Below are 13,329 nucleotides of genomic sequence, written 5' to 3'. Positions count from 1 at the left end.
ACCCGTGAATTTTCGCCTTTTTCTGCGGGTCAGTTGTTTTGGTGGGGCATTATTAAGCCATGACCTCTTCGACTGCACCGCACCGCGGCAACCTGCTGATCCTCAACGGCCCCAACCTGAACCTGCTGGGCACCCGCGAACCGGGGATCTACGGCTCAACTACCCTGGCCGACGTCGAACAACTCACCACTGTGGCTGCCGAGGCGGCGGGCTTCAGCACCACCTGCCTGCAGTCCAACCATGAGGGCGCCCTGGTGGACGCCATCCATGCGGCGCGCGGCAACTCCGTGGGCATCATCATCAACGCAGGCGCCTACACGCACACGTCGGTGGCACTGCGGGACGCAATTTCCGCCGTCGAACTTCCCACGGTGGAGGTGCACATCTCCAACGTCCACCAGCGCGAGGAATTCCGCCACCATTCATTCCTGTCGGCCGTGTGCAGCACCGTCATTGTTGGCGCAGGGGTGCACGGCTACGCGCTGGCGGTCAGCGCGCTGGACAACAGTCTGGCGTAATTCAGCCAACCTTGCAGGCGCCGGACGGCACTTCCGTGTTCAGGTGCGGCGCCGCCGAAATAACGGGGCCTGCTTCCTCCATGGTCAGGGCAAAGCCCACATTCTCGGCGGTGGTGGCCTTGGCGAAAATTACGCCCACCACGTTGCCGGCCGTATCCAGCAGCGGACCACCGGAGTTGCCCGACTGCACAGTCCCGGCCAGCTGGTACACGTCGAGCAGGGACGAGGGGCCACCGGAAATCTCCGGCACCATCATGGGCCCGGACGTGCGCACCGTGGCCGGTCGCAGCTGCAGCGGCCCGCCCAGCGGATAGCCGGCGAAGGCTGTAGGCGTGCCGGCCCCGACGGTGGGGGCGGTGGGCAGCGGGGCGGCAGCCAGGGAATCGACGGCAAGAATGGCCAGGTCCTTGACGGGGTCAAAGAACACCACCCGGGCCGGCAACGCACCTTGGGCTTGGGTTTGCACCACCGGGTTGGGCACCCCCGCCACCACATGGGCGTTGGTCAGAACACGCCCGGGCGAAATGACGAAACCAGTGCCGGTCTGGTTCTGGCCGCATTGGAACGCGGTGCCTGAAATTTTCATGACCGACCGCGCCGCGGTGTTCCATGCATCGGTGTCGGTGTCGGCATCCGGTGCGGCAACGTCAACGTTGGGCCCCTGCGGGTCCAGCAGTGCCGGGATGCCCTCTTCCAGTACGAGGGAACGGATCTGGGCAACGCCCGCCTTGACGGGGTCCGGGGTCCACGCATCAATCTTGGACAGCACTTGAGAGTCGCTGAGTTGTTTGGACACCAGCGGTATGCCCAGGTTGGAGACACCGAAGGCCAACATGCTGATCACAAGGGCGCTCACCACCACATTGAGTGCGCCGCCCATGATCCGATTGACGGCCTTGATGGAATCGGACCTGACACCGCGCCCAATCAGCCTGCCCAGTCGCATGCCGATGGCGTGGCCAATAGCTATCAGCAGAATCGTGGCGGCAATGACCATGGTGGTGCGCCAGCCGGGACTGGGTGCGAACTGGCTGACGAACGGGGCCGCAAAGAACGCCCCGACGGCCCCGGCAATGAAGCCTGCAATGCCACCCAAGGCGACCACGAGCCCCACGTTAAGCCCGTAAATCAGTTGCCACAGCAGCCACAGGATCAGCACCACATCGAGCCAGGAAAAACCAAACACCGCGGCGCCAGCCCCTCTCCGGCCCAAGCCGCTCACGAACATCCGCTGGACACGGACAGTGCCCCAAATGCACATGCTACCGGGGAAACCCGAGTAACAACCGGGCTTTTAGGCCGCTGAAGCTGCCAATATGCTGACAACGAACGCCCGTAATGCCAAATTGGTCACAAAAACGGAAAAGGTCTGAAACAATCAGTATTAGGTCATTACTGAATAGCTACATACTGTAAGGAGTTTTCATGGACATCGAGGTACTACGACGGGCACCACTATTCGCCACGCTCGACGATGAGGCATTCCGCCTATTGACGGACGAACTGGCGGAGGTGGATCTTTCCCGCGGAGCTTCGGTCTTCCGTGAAGGCGACCAGGGCGACCAGCTCTATTTCATCGTCTCCGGCAAGGTCAAGCTGGGCCGCACCTCCTCGGACGGCCGCGAATCACTCGTTGCCATCCTGGGCCCGGGCGAGCTCTTCGGCGAAATGGCACTTTTTGATCCGGCACCGCGCAGCACCACTGCCACCGCCGTTTCCGAAACCCGCCTGGCCGGTTTGAAGAACGAATCCCTCAACGCACTGCTGCGCAACCGCCCCGAGGTGTCCATGCAGCTGCTGCAGGCCCTGGCCCGCCGCCTGCGCCGCACCAACGACAACCTGTCCGACCTGGTGTTCTCGGATGTCCCCGGCCGCGTTGCCAAGGCCATCTTGGACCTCGCCGACCGCTTTGGCCGCCCCGCCACCGACGGCATCCTGGTGGCCCACGAGCTCACGCAAGAGGAACTGGCCCAGCTGGTCGGTGCTTCACGTGAAACCGTCAACAAGGCCCTGGCCGAGTTCGTCCAGCGCGGCTGGCTCCGCCTGGAAGCCCGCGCCGTGGTGATCCTGGACGTGAACCGCCTGCGCCAGCGCTCCCGCTAGTCCCCACGCCCTCCCACCGCTCGTTCCTCGCAGCGGGTCCCTCGGGCGCGGGGGCCCAAAGAACCCGATTGCTCGGAGCTGTGGGCCCACCACTCGCGGGATCAGCGGTTCCCTCTCGCGGGTAAGAGAGCTGCCGTGGGAGGCAGCGAACGGGCGGGAGGTCACCTTTCACAGCAAAGGTGACCCCCCGCCGTCGTACTTTAAGCGATCCCCGGCCTGGGAAAGCTAAAGCCGCAGGACCAGGGCGTTTGCGGTCAGCCCGGCCGCGGTGCCAAACAACATCACGGTGTCACCTCGGCGCACCCGTTCCTGTTCCAGGACCTTGGCCAGCACGTATCCCACCGAGGCTGAGACCATGTTGCCAATGTCAGCAACCCAGTCAATGTATTGTTCCTGCGGGATGCCGATGCGGCGCAGGGCGATGGTGATGGCGGGGCTGGCCTGGTGCGGAATCACCAGTGACATGTCTTCCAGTGACAGGCCCGACGTGGCAAGGAATTTTGCCAGGAATTCCGGCAGCACCGTCAGCATGTTCCGCAGCGCCGACCGGCCGTTCATGTCAAAGAGGTAATCGGCGGGGTCGGAGTCCGCATACATTTGCGCCGGCGAGCGGCTCAGGCCGCCGCGGATCTCTGTGTCGTGGGCGTATGCAGCCCACGTGCGCTGGGTGCTTGCCACCACACCCTGGGCCGGATCGTCGGTGGCCGTCAGGACAAATGCCACGGCGGCGTCGGAAAAGAGCGAGAAGCTTTCCGCCTGCTCCGGGTTGAGGAAGCGGGACCCAACGTCGCCCGCCGTGATGAGCACCGATTCATAGGTGCCGTCGGCGATGTAGCGTGAGGCAATGTCCAGGGCCGTGATCATGGAGGTGCAGGTGGAGTTCACATCAAAGGCTGCTGCCACGCCAAATGGCGCAAGCTGTTCCAACACGAGGGCGGCCGTGCACGGGATCGGCTGGATGCCGGCAGCGCTGGCGCCGATGATGCATTGCACGTCCTCGGCCTTGATGCCCGCCCGGTCCAGCGCGTCCCTGGCTGCGGCCGTGAGCATGCCAAGCTGGCTTTCGTCTTCCGAGACCCTGTAGCGGGTTTGCGCACCAAACTTCACAACGTGCTCAGGAAGATAGGTGCCATATCCGGCAATTCGACAGTTGCGGATTTGAGGCATCAGCGGTTCCCTTTCGATGGGCTTTTTCAAGTATCCACGGGTGGCGGGCTTCGACCAAGGCGCTCCGCGGCCTATTGGGAGATTCTTCAGCGATTACAGCAATTTTTTGTGGTCCTGGTGGTCGTGGCTGAAGTACAGTTTCACGCCATTCGCTTTCCACTGCTGCAGCCGCCGGATGGTTTGTTCGTAGTCGTTCCACCGGTGGTTGATGGCGCGGGGCAGGGCCTTAATCTGTTGGACCGAGCCCATCAGGTCTTCGCCCCAGGAGGCGTCGCCGGCCAGCAGCGCCTGTTCTTCCACCAGGGCTCCCATGTGCCCCTTGGCATGGCCGGGCAGGTCCACCAGCCGGTAGCTGCCGTCGCCCAAAAGGTCCACCTCGCCCTGGCCGGGGTCCACCACCAGCTTCGCTGCCGCCGGAAACCAGTGCGGCAGCAACTGCGGCAGGAACCCTTCCGTCAATTTCGCGTTGGCCAGTGTTTCCAGCATGGCTTCGCTGAGCACAAAGGTGGCTTGTGGAAAGTATCGCACCCCGCCAAGATGGTCCGGGTGCAGGTGGGACAGCACCACAAAATCGATGGACTCGACAGGGATTCCGTCGGCGAGCAGCTGGGCGGCGATGCTTTGCCCGGGACGGATCCGGGGCGGCAGCAGCAGGGTGTAGAGAAAGCCGGCCACCCCCGCGCGCCACGTCGCAGGCCCATATCCGGTGTCGAACAGCACCGTGCGACCATCTGGATGGCAATACAGGAACACCCCGGCAGGAAACACCCGGCGCTCGCGTGGGCGCCCGTGCATCAGTTGCTTCATCTGGTGGGTGGTGTATCCGCAGGCGTAATAGCGCAGTTCTCCGCTAGGCATGGTCTTTAGAGTACTCCGTGGCAAAGGCTGCGAGCGCCTGTTCAATATCTACGCGGGGCTCATAACCCAGCTCGGCGCGTGCCCTCGTAATGTCCAAGGTCTGTGAATACGCAATGGTGGAGACCATGTACCTGCTCAGCGGCGGCTCCGGGCGCCCTGGCACGACATGGCAGATTCCTTCCAGCAGCGCCCCCAAACCGTAGAAGACGGTGGCATTGGCCTTCAGGTACCGCGGCGGCAGGTCCAACTTCTTGAACAGGATTTCCAACAGTTCCTTAAACGGGCGCGGCTGCCCGTTCGTGATGTTGTACACCTGGCCGTTGGCGCTGGGCGCTGCGGCGGCCAGCCGCAGGGCGAGGGCCACATTCTCCACTGCCGTCAGGTCCACCAGGTTCTCCCCGCCCCTGAAAAGGGGGACACCAATCTTGCGGTAGGCCTGCAGCAGCCGTGGGGCGACGCTGGGATCCCCGGCGCCGATGATTCCCCGCGGCCTGATGGTCAACAGTTCAGGCAACCGGCCGGAACTGTGCGCCTCCTGTAGAAATGCCTCGGCAGCGATCTTGGAGCGAATGTAGGAGCTCAACGGTTTGCTCCTGATGGGACGGGTTTCCCTGATGGCCAGCTTGTCTCCCCTGCCGGCATAGATGCTGGGAGAGGAAACAAAGACGAGACGGGGCACCGCATTGCGTTCCATGAAACTGACCACGTGGCGGGTTCCTGCAACATTGCTGTCCTTGAAGTCCCCCCATTTCCCCCAGGGGCTGGACAAGGCGGCAGCGTGCACCACCACGTCCACAGGCTGTTTCATGTGGGCCAGCTGTGCAAGGTCTCCGGCGACGGTGGTGGCGCCCATCCCCCTCAGCCGCTCCAAGGCGGCAGGGTTGCGGCCGTGGGCCACCACCTTGTACCCCTGGGCCAGGAATTCACTGACTGCATACCCGCCAAGAAAACCGGTGGCCCCCGTGATCAGAACGGACGGTGGGGGCGCCGGGGAGTCAGTCGTCATGTCCCCATGGTAGGACTTCCGGCGGGCACCACAGTAAGCGCAGCACCGCTGCCGGGGACTTCCCTATAGTTAAAATATGCATATTGCCATGGTCACCGACTACTACCTGCCCACCCTTGGCGGAGTGCAGACAGCCATCAAGGCGGCAAAGGAGTCCCTGGAACAGCTGGGACACCAGGTCACCGTCTTTTGCCCACTCCGCCATGATTCCGAAGCTGCCGGCGTCGTGGCACTGCCCATTTCCAAGGTGTTCCGACCCGACGGATTCCCCTTCACCTGGCCGCCCCGCGACGCAACTGCCTTGCTCAAGGAAGAGCTGGCAGCCCGAAAAGTCGACGTGGTGCATGTGCACTCCGAAGTCTTCGCCGCCCTTGCCGGCATCAAGGCAGCGCAGGAGCTTGGCCTGCCGCTCGTCCAAAGCATGCACGGCCGGATTGATGTGTACACGGCCAAGGTGCTCCCACTGCCCCAACTAACCACCGCGTTGCTGGCTGCACTCCACCGGCACCACCTGCCGCACACCAGCCTCCCTGCGCATCCGGAATCCCCCTATATGCGCACGGCGGTGGCCCGGCGGATGTGGCGCCTGATGCTCAACCAGGCCAATGCCGCCGACGCCGTGATTGTGCCCTCCGAGCATCTTGCCAAGAAGTTCCTCCACCAGGGTGTCGTGCCGCCGGTGCATGTGGTGTCCAACGGCCTGGAAGACTCCGTTCTGGAGCTGGTGGGCGCCCCGCAACTTCGCAGCAAGTCTCCGGACGAGCCCCTCCAGGTCATGTGGTGCGGGCGGGTGTCGCCGGAAAAGCGTCCGGAAGTGTTTGTCCGTGCAGTCGCCGCTGCCGGCGAGACGGTGGTTGCCAGCATTTATGGCGACGGCGTGGCCGGCACCCGGGTGCGCCGCCTGATCCGCAGGCTGGGTGTGGAGCACCGGATTACGATGCACGGCGGAGTGCCGCAACGCGACGTCCTCGAGGCCATGGGACGGCACCATGTGTTTGTTTCCTCGTCCCATGACTTTGACAACCAGCCCATGGTGATCCTTGAGGCCATGGCCTCTGGACTTCCGGTGGTTCTCTGCGATCCGGATCTGGCCGAGGGGCTGCCTGACGGCGGCTTCATCGTGGCCGATTCCCCTCAGCCAGGCCGGATCGCAGCCGTCCTGGAATCTCTCGCCACGGACTCGGACCGGATCGAAGCCATGAGCCGGGCTGTGGCGGCAGGCACTGCCCGGGCTGCTTTCTGTACCCACGCCGAGGAACTCGTGGAAACGTACCGTCAGGCACTGGCGACAAGAAGCGTCCGCTGACGGAGGGTCGGTCGAAACGCCCCGAAAGGCGAGCGTCTGCGTGCGGGAGGTTAGCGCTCCCGGCAGGCCGCACCTTCTGAGGATGGCGCGGTGGGCACCTCAAGGTTAAATTCTCCGTCGTCGCCCACCACCAGCTTCGGCTGGTATTCGTTGATGGGGCGCTTGTGGTTCAGGTACGCGATGCAACCACGGGCGGCCGCAATCTTCTCCAAGATGATCTCCACCCCGGGCACCACCAGTTCGCCCAGCGCCAGCCCGGAGGTGTCCGGCTGGCCGATCTCATCGCCCAGGGCGGGGGTGTTGCGCTGCGCCAAAATATCGAAGGCACTGGCCCAACGCCCCCACACACCCTTGCTGGAAAGCAGTGATGCTTCCTGGTTCACGGGTCTGGCGGCAGCAAAATACCGGGTGTCAAAGCGCCTGTGCGCAAAGTCGGGGCTGGTCCAATGGTTCAGCGGCTTGAGCAAATCGGTGCGCAGGGCCAGCCCATATCGCTCCAGCAGCTGCGCAAACGTGGACTCCTGCGTGGCGATTGACTCACGCCCGCGCATCCATTCGGGCCCCGTGATGTTTTCAACGAGGGAGGACGCATCGGCGCCGGCCAACAAGATGCCGGTCTCTTCAAACAATTCGCGGATGGCGGCCACCACATGCCGCTTGGCCAGGCCAATGTCCGCAGTGCCCAGGCTCTTGGCCCAGAGGGTCGGTGAGGGGCCCACCCAGTCGGTGACGTCGTCGTCCGCTGCCTCAATGGTGCCACCGGGAAACGCCACGGTGCCCAGCGGCGACTCGCCCGGGCGGTATGTCAAAAAAGTTTGCAGGCCGGAGGAGCTGTCCTTCAACAGCACCACCGACGATGCCGGCCGCGGCTTGCTCGGCGTTCGCTCGCCAAACTCCAGCCAGGCCTGCGCTGCTTCCCGCTGATCAGCGTTCAGCGGGAAACGGCGCGTCCCTGCGGGACTGCTACTGGAATTCTGCAACCAACTCAACCTCAACGGGTGAATCCAACGGCAAAACGGCAACTCCGACGGCGGAGCGGGCGTGGACGCCTGCCTCACCAAATACTTCACCCAGGAGCTCGGATGCGCCGTTGATGACGCCCGGCTGTCCGGTGAACGAGGGATCGGAGGCCACGAAGCCCACAACCTTGACGATCCGCGTGACGCGGTCCAGGTCGCCGATGACGCTTTTCAGCGCGGCAATGGCGTTGATTGCGGAGGTTGCGGCCAGGGACTTTGCGTCCTCAGCGGAAACCTCGGCGCCAACCTTGCCCGTGGCTGTGAGTTTGCCGTCAATAAAAGGCAGCTGTCCGGAGGTGTAAACATGGTTGCCCGAGATGACGGCCGGCACGTAGGCGGCCACCGGCGCAGCCACGGCCGGAAGGCTCAGGCCAAGCTCGGCGAGGCGGGCCTCGATGCGTGAAGTTCCTTGATTTGGCGCGGTAGTCATCCTTACGCCTTCTCCCGCTTCAGGTAGGCAACAAGGCCCCGTCCGTCAGGTCCGGGTACAACCTGAACCAGTTCCCAACCTTCATCGCCCCAGCTGTCGAGGATCGCCTTCGTGTTGTGGATAATCAGCGGAATTGTAGAGTACTCCCATTTGGTCATACGTCAAAGCGTAGCCCCTACCGGTAAACTGGAAAAATGGCAGCAAAAAAACACCCCATTTTCGATACCGCCACCACTCTGGGCAAATTGGTTGCCTTCCTCGGCATCAGCACCATTTGCGGCGTCCTTGTGGCAGGTCTGATGGTTCCGGCCGTGGCCCTCGCAGCAGGCACGACGACGTCGTCCCTCACCTTCTTTGACGACCTCCCGGATGAGATGACAGTTGGCACACCCGCCCTGTCCTCCAAGATCCTGGCCTCCGACGGCTCCGTCATTGCCACGTTCTATAACCAGAACCGCACGGAAGTGCCGCTGGACAATATCTCCCAGTTCATGCAGGACGCCATTGTTGCGGTGGAGGACTCCCGCTACTACGAGCACGGCGGCATCGACACCCGCGGATTGATGCGTGCGGTGACATCGATGGCCCAGGGCGGCGGGCGCCAGGGCGCCTCCACGTTGACCCAGCAGTACGTCAACAACGTCATCATCCAGACGTACGCTGCCAATGGAGAGCAGGAAAAGATCAAGCTCGGCAGTGACAAGGGTGTCGGTGAAAAGGTGCGTGAGATCAAGCTCGCGATCGCCATGGAGAAGAAGTACTCCAAGGACGAGATCCTGCAGGGCTACCTGAACTGGGTGCTGTACGCCAACGGCAACTACGGCATTGAAGCCGCCGCCAACTTCTACTTTGGCGCCCATGCAAACGACTTGAACCTGCCGCAGTCTGCCCTGCTGGCCGGCGTTGTCAACAGCCCCACCGTCTACGATCCGGTGGCGAACCCGGAAAATGCGCTGGCGCGCCGCAACCTGGTCCTTGACCACATGCTCGATCAGGGCATGATCGACGCCACGGCGCACAAGGAAGCCGTCGCAGCCGACATCGGACTCAACATCCACCCCAACAAGCTGGGCTGCACGGCCGCCACACGCGCCGAGTACTTCTGCGAATACGTCACAAACCTGTTCGTAAACGACCCCAACTTTGGTGACACCCCTGAGGCACGCCGCAAGTTGCTGGAGCAGGGCGGCCTGACCATCACCACCACACTGGACGCCGGCCTGCAGGATGCAGCCCAGGCACAGTTCGCCAACTTCACGCCCATGGACAACAACCCCGACAAGGTTGGCCAGGCCATCTCCACCGTCGAGCCACACACCGGCAAGATCCTTGCCATGGCCCAGAACACGAAGTTGGAAGCCCCCGAGGGCCAGTTCGCCACGGACTACAACTTCAACGTTGACCGCTTCGATGCCAACGGAAACTCCCTCGGCGGTGCCGGCGGCTTTGACGTGGGCTCGACTATCAAGCCCTTCACCTTTGCCGAATGGCTGAACTCCGGGCACAAGATCAATGACGTCGTCAACGCGTCGGTGCGCAAGTATCCTGCCGGGTTCCAGTGGAACAACAGCTGCGGCGTGACCACGGGTATTTATGACAACAATTACCCGGGCTCAACGGACCTCCAGAACGCCGGCGACATCAACTACGGCAACTTTACGGCGCGCCAGGGCCTGTACGACTCCCTGAATACCGCAACCATCGCCTCGGCGGCCAAGCTGGACATGTGCAACATCCAGAAGATGATGTCCGCAACCGGCATCCACCTGGGCGGGGACCCGAACCAGCCCTACAACGTGGATAATGTCAGTTCGCTGCTGGGTTCCGGGGAAGTTTCCCCGCTCATCATGGCCTCAGCTTTTGCCACGTTCGCGGCAGGCGGGATGCACTGCGATCCCATCGCCCTGGTCTCGATCACCAATGCCAAGGGCGACCAATTCCCGGTCCCCGGCGCCAATTGCAACCAGACGGTGACTCCTGAGGTTGCTGCCGGTGTGAACTCGGTGCTGCAGGACGTGCTGCAGCGCGGCTCCGGCTACCAGGTGCCGCTGCAGTACCCGGCCGCTGCCAAGACCGGTACCACCAATGATTCCCAGCACACGTGGACCGTTGGCTACACGCGTGGCCTGGCAACTGCTTCCTGGTTGGGCAGCCCGGAGGAAAAGAACGCATCCAACAACGGCAAGCTGATCGCCAACCAGCGCCTGGATTATGTTGACGGCGCCACCTACGCCGGCAAGGCCTGGCAGGGTTACATGAACCAGATCGCCGGCTACTTCGACGTGGGCTACTTTGACGGCCCGCCGGACTACATGATCAACCCGCCTGTGGTGATCCCGCCGAAGCCGGCGAAGGAAGACAAGAAGGGCGACAAGAAGGACGACAAGCCTGCCGAGCCCGAGAAGAAGGACTAGGCATCACCCTCATGCAACAACAACACGCCGCCCCGTCCCGCATCGCCCAACTGGGTGCGGCGGCGGGGCTCGCCGTTGCCGCCGGAGCAGGTGCGGTGGCCTACGGCGCCTTCATTGAACGCCACTGGTTTGCCCTGCGGGAGGAGTCCCTCGCGATCCTGCCATCCGGTTCGGCCCCCTTCACGGTGCTGCACCTCTCGGACATCCACCTCTCCCTTGGACAGCACAAAAAGACCGACTGGCTGCGCGGACTTGCCGCCCTGGCTCCGGATCTTGTGGTCAACACCGGCGACAACCTCAGCCACCCCAAGGCCATAGCCCCGCTCCTTGATGCGCTGGGGCCGCTCATGGACTTCCCCGGCGTGTTTGTCCCCGGGTCCAACGACTACTTCGCCCCGACGTTCAAGAACCCCTTCACCTACTTCACCGGGCCATCCAAGGTGCCAGCCGGTGACATCAAGCGCCGTCCCGTCGAGCTGGACACCGAGGCCCTGCACGCAGGCTTCGGCGCAGGCGGCTGGGTCAACCTGACCAACCGTGCCCAGTCCATCCCGCTCAAGGGCATCCGTTTCGACTTCAGCGGCGTTGACGATCCCCATCTGAACCGTGAGCGCTATGCCGGCTGGCCGCGCGGTGCGGTCGGGCAGGACTCGGCCCCGCACGTGAAGATCGCCGTGGCCCATGCCCCGTACCAGCGCGTTTTGGACCACTTCACCGCCGACGGTGCGGACCTGATTCTGGCCGGCCACACCCACGGCGGCCAGGTCTGCCTGCCCGGTTACGGTGCGCTTGTCAGCAATTGCGACCTGCCCACCTGGCGTGCCAAGGGCCTGAATGATTGGCAGGCCAAGGGACGCACGACGCCGGTCAACGTCTCCGCGGGCATCGGCACCTCCCGCACGGCCCCCTTCCGCTTCGCCTGCCGGCCGGAAGCTGTTATCTTGACGTTGACGGCTAAACCGTAGCCGCCACGCACTCGTCATCGAGCAAAGGGGAACTTGCCGTGAAAAAATCTTTGGTTCTATTGGGTGCACTGATGGCCCTCTTGCTGGCCAGTGCCTGCAGCACCACCCCGTCCGGAAGCCCCGACGAGAACCCTCCGGCATCCTCTGCGTCACAGACAACGGAGCCCACTTCTGCAACCCAGAACGCTCCGGAACCGTCGGCTCCACAGGAAGCCCCGGCTGCTGCGCCGTCGGAGGATCCCCCACCGGCGTCGGACGATGATTGCGTCCCCGCGGGGACCGGCATCCCTGCCTCGGTGCAGGACTTTGAGTGCCTGAATCTCACCTCGGTCAGCGGCACTGACGCCACCGGCGAGATTACGTGGCTGGGCACGGATCCCTTCACCCTGGTGACAATGGTTCGTGACGGCAACGTGGCGTTCTCCTCCAAGACACCCTGCAACACGCTCATGAGCTCGGTTCAGGTCACGGATACCCAGTTTGTCGTGGATCCTAATATGGCCATGACCATGATGGCGTGCCAGAGCCCGCAAAGCGACTACGAAAAATGGGTCGCCACGTTCTTCTCCGCCCCGCTGAACTACACCCTGAATCCTGACTCGCTGGTCCTGGGCAATGACCACGGCACCGTGACCTTCAAGATTCCTGTTGTCTAAAGCCACGGCACAAATCGGCCCTCACGCCACGATTTCGTGTTCCCGGCACCTGTCCGCTATTCTTGAGAGGTTGCTTTTTCGGACCTTCACTGGTCAAGGAAAAAGTGGCGGATCGGGGTGTGGCGCAGCTTGGTAGCGCGCGTCGTTCGGGACGACGAGGCCGCAGGTTCAAATCCTGTCACCCCGACCAAGCAAGAACCGCTCAAACGCTGGAAGCATCCGGCGTTGGGGCGGTTTTTTGTTTCCCCAACCGCCAGCGCGCAGGTTGAGACGAGCCCCCGCCGCCCCTTGTCGCCGAAGATGAACCCAACTCGCCAAACGCCGTCAAAGTTGCGCCCTTCTCACGGGTCCGGCCCATTTTCGCCGAACGCGACTGCAGGAACAGCGGGTCCGGCCCATTGTCGGCGCACGATTTCGGCGCAAGCACCGACATGGCCCGGGTCGAAGTGACCTTCGCCGCCCGAGCCCGCCTCCGGCCGTCGTACGTCAGAGCCTGCGGCTAGGATGGAGGGCATGAGTGACACACTTGCCCCGTGCCCCGTTTGCGCCTGCGAATACACCTACGAGATGGGTGAATTGCTCGTGTGCCCCGAATGCGCCCACGAATGGTCCCCGTCCGAGGCCGCCGATGAGTCAGCCGAAATGGAAACCGCGGTCAAGGACGCCGTTGGCAACGTCCTCGCCGACGGCGACTCAGTGAGCATCGTCAAGACCATGAAGGTCAAGGGCAGCCCGCAGGACCTGAAAATCGGCACGAAGGTGCGCAACATCCGCCTGATCACCCCCGTCAACGGGCACGACATCGAGGCCAAGGTTGACGGCTTTGGCCCCATGAAGCTCAAGTCCAGCATCGTCAAGAAGCTCTGATCGGCCGGAAATTCTGGACG

The 13,329-nt window shown here is 63.2% G+C and carries 14 protein-coding genes and 1 tRNA gene; 8 read left to right on the top strand and 7 right to left on the bottom strand.

Annotated features, from left to right (window positions below):
- Nucleotides 1-59: 59 nt before the first annotated feature.
- On the top strand, nucleotides 60-518 hold the full coding sequence (gene aroQ, locus art_RS14465) for a type II 3-dehydroquinate dehydratase (RefSeq protein ID WP_038465881.1): 459 nt from the start codon (nucleotides 60-62) through the stop codon (nucleotides 516-518).
- Nucleotide 519: 1 nt separating this feature from the next.
- Here aroQ and art_RS14460 read toward each other — a convergent pair whose 3' ends face one another.
- Complete coding sequence (locus art_RS14460; RefSeq protein WP_038465878.1) at nucleotides 520-1,704, bottom strand: MarP family serine protease; 1,185 nt, start codon at nucleotides 1,702-1,704, stop codon at nucleotides 520-522.
- Between the two features lie 239 nt (nucleotides 1,705-1,943).
- Between art_RS14460 and art_RS14455 the strand changes: the two genes are divergently transcribed.
- On the top strand, nucleotides 1,944-2,621 hold the full coding sequence (locus tag art_RS14455) for a Crp/Fnr family transcriptional regulator (protein ID WP_038465875.1): 678 nt from the start codon (nucleotides 1,944-1,946) through the stop codon (nucleotides 2,619-2,621).
- A gap of 225 nt (nucleotides 2,622-2,846) precedes the next feature.
- Here art_RS14455 and art_RS14450 read toward each other — a convergent pair whose 3' ends face one another.
- The 3 genes from art_RS14450 to art_RS14440 form a co-directional block, all read right to left on the bottom strand.
- On the bottom strand, nucleotides 2,847-3,788 hold the full coding sequence (locus art_RS14450; protein WP_038465872.1) for a 3-oxoacyl-[acyl-carrier-protein] synthase III C-terminal domain-containing protein: 942 nt from the start codon (nucleotides 3,786-3,788) through the stop codon (nucleotides 2,847-2,849).
- 93 nt (nucleotides 3,789-3,881) lie between these two features.
- Nucleotides 3,882-4,646, bottom strand: a complete 765-nt coding sequence (locus tag art_RS14445) for an MBL fold metallo-hydrolase (RefSeq protein ID WP_052136586.1) — start codon at nucleotides 4,644-4,646, stop codon at nucleotides 3,882-3,884.
- The gene (locus tag art_RS14440) at nucleotides 4,639-5,652 is read right to left on the bottom strand and encodes an NAD(P)-dependent oxidoreductase (protein WP_038465869.1); all 1,014 of its coding nucleotides are present in this window, start codon (nucleotides 5,650-5,652) and stop codon (nucleotides 4,639-4,641) included. Before art_RS14440 ends, art_RS14445 begins: the two co-directional genes overlap by 8 nt.
- Nucleotides 5,653-5,728: 76 nt before the next feature.
- Between art_RS14440 and art_RS14435 the strand changes: the two genes are divergently transcribed.
- Complete coding sequence (locus art_RS14435) at nucleotides 5,729-6,958, top strand: glycosyltransferase (protein ID WP_082000316.1); 1,230 nt, start codon at nucleotides 5,729-5,731, stop codon at nucleotides 6,956-6,958.
- 50 nt (nucleotides 6,959-7,008) lie between these two features.
- On the opposite strand, the gene art_RS14430 is transcribed toward art_RS14435, so the two are convergent.
- Genes art_RS14430 through art_RS22605 form a run of 3 tightly spaced genes read right to left on the bottom strand, consistent with a single transcriptional unit; the run spans nucleotide 7,009 to nucleotide 8,565 of the window.
- A complete protein-coding gene (locus tag art_RS14430) occupies nucleotides 7,009-7,893 on the bottom strand; it encodes an NUDIX hydrolase (RefSeq protein WP_157875441.1) in 885 nt (294 codons plus the stop codon).
- Between the two features lie 28 nt (nucleotides 7,894-7,921).
- Entirely contained in the window at nucleotides 7,922-8,407 is a 486-nt protein-coding gene (locus tag art_RS14425; RefSeq protein ID WP_038465863.1) for a RidA family protein, read from the bottom strand.
- Between the two features lie 2 nt (nucleotides 8,408-8,409).
- Nucleotides 8,410-8,565, bottom strand: a complete 156-nt coding sequence (locus art_RS22605) for a hypothetical protein (RefSeq protein ID WP_170120892.1) — start codon at nucleotides 8,563-8,565, stop codon at nucleotides 8,410-8,412.
- Nucleotides 8,566-8,601: 36 nt separating this feature from the next.
- On the opposite strand from art_RS22605, the gene art_RS14420 reads away from it, so the two are divergent.
- The 5 genes from art_RS14420 (at nucleotide 8,602) to art_RS14400 (ending at nucleotide 13,309) form a co-directional block, all read left to right on the top strand.
- Nucleotides 8,602-10,821 carry a transglycosylase domain-containing protein gene (locus art_RS14420; RefSeq protein ID WP_052136584.1) on the top strand — a complete coding sequence of 740 codons (2,220 nt, stop codon included), beginning with the start codon at nucleotides 8,602-8,604 and terminating at the stop codon, nucleotides 10,819-10,821.
- Between the two features lie 11 nt (nucleotides 10,822-10,832).
- Complete coding sequence (locus art_RS14415; RefSeq protein ID WP_038465860.1) at nucleotides 10,833-11,786, top strand: metallophosphoesterase; 954 nt, start codon at nucleotides 10,833-10,835, stop codon at nucleotides 11,784-11,786.
- A gap of 38 nt (nucleotides 11,787-11,824) precedes the next feature.
- Nucleotides 11,825-12,442: an META domain-containing protein gene (locus art_RS14410; protein ID WP_157875277.1), complete on the top strand. Its 618-nt coding sequence runs from the start codon at nucleotides 11,825-11,827 to the stop codon at nucleotides 12,440-12,442.
- 113 nt (nucleotides 12,443-12,555) lie between these two features.
- Nucleotides 12,556-12,632: transfer RNA gene (locus art_RS14405), tRNA-Pro, on the top strand.
- 323 nt (nucleotides 12,633-12,955) lie between these two features.
- Nucleotides 12,956-13,309: a zinc ribbon domain-containing protein YjdM gene (locus tag art_RS14400; RefSeq protein ID WP_038465855.1), complete on the top strand. Its 354-nt coding sequence runs from the start codon at nucleotides 12,956-12,958 to the stop codon at nucleotides 13,307-13,309.
- Nucleotides 13,310-13,329 lie beyond the last annotated feature (20 nt).

Origin of the sequence: Arthrobacter sp. PAMC 25486 (assembly GCF_000785535.1) — a bacterium.
Classification (GTDB): domain Bacteria; phylum Actinomycetota; class Actinomycetes; order Actinomycetales; family Micrococcaceae; genus Specibacter.
The sequence above is the reverse complement of the archived record's forward strand: the minus strand, read 5'-3'. Positions and strand labels throughout refer to the sequence as shown.